Origin of the sequence: Streptomyces lucensis JCM 4490, from assembly GCF_014650035.1 — a bacterium.
Classification (GTDB): Bacteria; Actinomycetota; Actinomycetes; order Streptomycetales; family Streptomycetaceae; genus Streptomyces; species Streptomyces lucensis.
This window is the reverse complement of record NZ_BMUE01000041.1, coordinates 1-3,747: the sequence shown is the minus strand read 5'-3', so window position 1 is coordinate 3,747 and position 3,747 is coordinate 1. Positions and strand designations below refer to the sequence as shown.

Here is a 3,747-nt window from a genome sequence, read left to right as displayed (position 1 = left end):
CACCCTGACCCGTGAACACAACCCCCAACCGGCCATCACCAGCCACCCCCTCCACCGCGGTCCAAGCCGTCAACTCCCCCGCCAGGCCGGCCGCGTCCCGGCCGACGAACGCGGCCCGGTGCGCGAGGTGCGCTCGCCCGGTGGCCAGAGTGAGGCCGACATCCGCCGGATGCACGCCAGTGTCCAGCCGGAGTGACAGTTGCTTCGCCTGCGCGCGCAACGCCGCCGGCGTGTGCCCGGACAGCACCCACGGCACGACCGCGTCGACCGGTGCTTCGGCGCGCGGCCCGGCATCCGGGGCCTGCTCCAGAATCGTGTGCGCGTTCGTCCCCGAGATCCCGAACGACGACACCGCCGCCCGCCGCGGCCGGTCCACCACCGGCCATGGGCTGGCCTCGGTCAGTACCGACACCGCGCCCGAGTCCCAGTCCACCCGGGACGACACTTCGCCGACGTGCAGCGTCTTCGGCAGCTCGCCGTTGCGCAGCGCGAGGACCATCTTGATGACGCCCGCGACACCGGCGGCGGCCTGGGTGTGCCCGATGTTCGACTTCACCGAACCCAGCAGCAACGGCGTCTCACGGTCCTGCCCATAGGTCGCCAGCAGAGCCTGCGCCTCGATCGGATCACCCAGCGACGTGCCCGTGCCGTGCGCCTCCACGGCGTCCACTTCGGACGGCTCGAGACCGGCACTGGCCAGCGCGGCCCGGATCACGCGCTGTTGCGAAGGGCCGTTCGGCGCGGTCAGGCCGTTCGACGCGCCGTCCTGATTCACCGCCGAACCCCGCACCAGGGCGAGGACTTCGTGACCGTTGCGGACGGCGTCCGACAGCCGCTCGACCACGATCATGCCGAGGCCCTCGGCCCACCCCGTGCCGTCGGCGTCCTCGGCGAACGCCTTGCACCGGCCGTCCGGCGCCAGCCCGCCCTGCCGGGAGAACTCCACGAACAGCCACGGCGTCGTCATCAGCGTCACACCGCCGACCAGCGCCAGGGAGCATTCACCGCCGCGCAGTGCCTGCGTCGCCCAGTGCAGCGCCACCAGCGACGACGAGCACGCCGTGTCCACGGTGACCGCCGGTCCTTCCAGACCGAGCGTGTACGAGAGGCGGCCGGACAGCACGCTGGCGGCGAGGCCCGTGCCGGTGTGCCCCTGGCGGCCGGCCTCGGTGCCGGTGAGCACGTCGCCGTAGTCCTGGCCGTTCGTGCCGACGAACACGCCCGAGGAGCTGCCGCGCAACGACAGCGGGTCGATACCTGCGCGTTCCAGCGCCTCCCACGACGTCTCCAGCAGGAGCCGTTGCTGCGGGTCCATCGCCATGGCCTCCCGCGGGGAGACCTCGAAGAACTCCGCGTCGAAGCCGGCGATGTCGTACAGGAAGCCACCTCGTTGGGTGGCGCTGCGGTCCGGTCGATCGTCTGCGAGTCCGTCCAGGTCCCAGCCGCGGTCCGTGGGGAACGGCCCGATCGCGTCGCTGCCCTCGGCCAGCAGCGCCCAGAGGGCCTCCGGCGAGTCGATGCCGTTCGGGAAACGGCACGCCATGCCGACGATGGCGATCGGCTCGTCGGTGACGGCGGCGACCGGTGCAGTGACGGTGCTTCTCGGGCTGTCGAGCAGCTGGCCGAGCAGGAGCTCGGTCACTCGGGCCGGGGTCGGGTGGTCGTAGAGCAGGGACGCGGGGAGGCTGAGGCCGGTCGCCGCGACAAGCCGGTTGCGCAGCTCGACGGAGGCCAGGGAGTCGAAGCCCAGCTTGCCGAACTCGCGGTCCGGCGTGATGTCGCCGGGCACCCTGTGCAGGACCGCCGCCACGGCGCCCCGCACCACGCCGGCGACCCGTGCCAGGCGTTGGTCCTGGTCGAGAGCCCGCAGCTCTGCGGCGAGTCCGGACGACGGAGCGGCGGAGGAATCGGCGAAGCGGCGTGCCTCCGGCAGTGTCGACAGCAGAGGGCGGTGCGGCCGTGGTGTGAGCAGGGTGGCCAGCACGTCGGGGTGGCGCATGTCGAGCACGGTGAGCGTGGGGTCCGGTGCCGTGACGGCCTGCTCGAGCACGGTGAGGGCCAGTCGCGGGTCCAGCGCGGCGGCGCCGACGCCCGTCGCGCTGCCGCCCATGCCGTCCCCGGCCCACGCGCCCCACGCCAGCGAGGTGCCGGGCAGCCCCAGCGCGCGGCGGCGCTGGGCGACGGCGTCGAGGACCGCGTTGGCCGCGGCGTAGTTCGCCTGGCCGGGGTTGCCGACGGAACCGGCGGCCGAGGAGAACAGGGCGAACACCGACAGGTCGTGACCGCGGGTCAGTTCGTCCAGCACCAGCGCCGAGGCTGCCTTGGCCCGGAACACCGTCTCGAACTGCTCTCCGCTCAGCCTGGTCAGCACGCCGTCCGCGAGGACGCCGGCCGCATGGACGACGCCGGTCAGCGGCTGGTCGGCGGGGATCGCCGCGAGGACGGCCGCCATGGTGTCCCGGTCCGCCGTGTCCGCCGCGACCAGGTCCACCTCGACGCCCGAAGCGGTCAGTTCGTCGTGCAGCTCAGTGGCGCCCGGCGCCGTGCCACCCCTTCGGCTCACCAGCACGAGACGTGCGACACCTCGGTCCGCGAGCCAGCGGGCCACGCGCGCGCCGAGCGCACCGGTACCCCCGGTGATGAGCACCGTGCCGGTCGGGGTCCACTCCTGCGCGTCCCCGGCGGGCGCGGGTGTCAGCCGTCGGCCGAGCGCGACGCCCCCGTTGCGGATGGCGACTTCCTCCTCGCCGGCGGGATGCGCGAGCAGGGCGGCGCAACGCGTGAGTGCGGCGTCGTCAGGCTCGGTGGGCAGGTCGATCACGCCGCCCCAGCCGTCCGGGTGCTCGAGCGCGGCGACCCGTCCCAGCCCCCAGACGCCGGCGCGTTCGGGGTGCTCGACGGTGTCGCCCTCGACGGCGGCGACGGCGCCGCGCGTGACCGCCCACAGGGGCGCGCTGATGCCGAGCCCGGAGAGAGCGCGGAGCAGCGTGGCCGTGGCAAACGGTCCGGCCGGGTCCTCGGCCAGTAAGGACAGCACGCCCGCGAAGCCCGCGCCCTGCGCGATGGACAGCCGCGCGGCGAGAGCGTCGGCGTCGGCGTTCACCGGTACGTGCACACGGATCGCGCCCGGACCGGCCGTGCCGGCCACGCGGCTCACCCAGGTCTCGTCGGCTCCCTCCGGCACGATCACGAGCCAGGTGCCGCGCGGGGCGCCGGTGACGGGTCCGGTCAGCGGTGCCCACGTTTCGCGGTGGCGCACCGCATCGAGGTCGCGTTCGGTCCGCCGGCGGCGGCGCCATGCGGCGAGCGCCGGCACCACTCCGGACAGCTCCTCGCCGGTGAGACCGAGGCCGGCGGCGAGGCTGTCGAGGTCCTCGCTCTCGATGGCGTCCCAGAACTCGGCGTCCACCGGGTCGGTCGCGCCCGGCTCGTCATCGGCCGGTTCGGGCCAGTAGTGGTGGTGCTGGAAGGCGTAGGTGGGCAGGTCCACGCGGGTGGCGTGCAGAGGCCCGAAGAACGCTGCCCACTCGACCGGCACTCCTACCGAGTGCAAGGCGCCGAGCGCGGTGACGACCGACTCCTCCTCATCCCGGTCGCGGCGCAGTGCGGGAACCGTGGTGACGGCCGCGGTCTCCTGGATCATCGCCGACAGCGTCCCGTCCGGCCCCAGCTCCAGGAACGTACCCACACCATCACCGACCATCGCCCGCACCGCATCGGCGAACCGCACGGCCTCACGCACATGCC

General features: G+C 73.8%; 1 protein-coding gene. It reads right to left on the bottom strand.

All coding sequences use genetic code 11. The annotated features are described in order from the left end of the window. Positions 1-3,688: SDR family NAD(P)-dependent oxidoreductase (locus tag IE177_RS34515; protein WP_308431614.1), on the bottom strand; the 3,688-nt coding region annotated here is incomplete at its 3' end. Positions 3,689-3,747 lie beyond the last annotated feature (59 nt).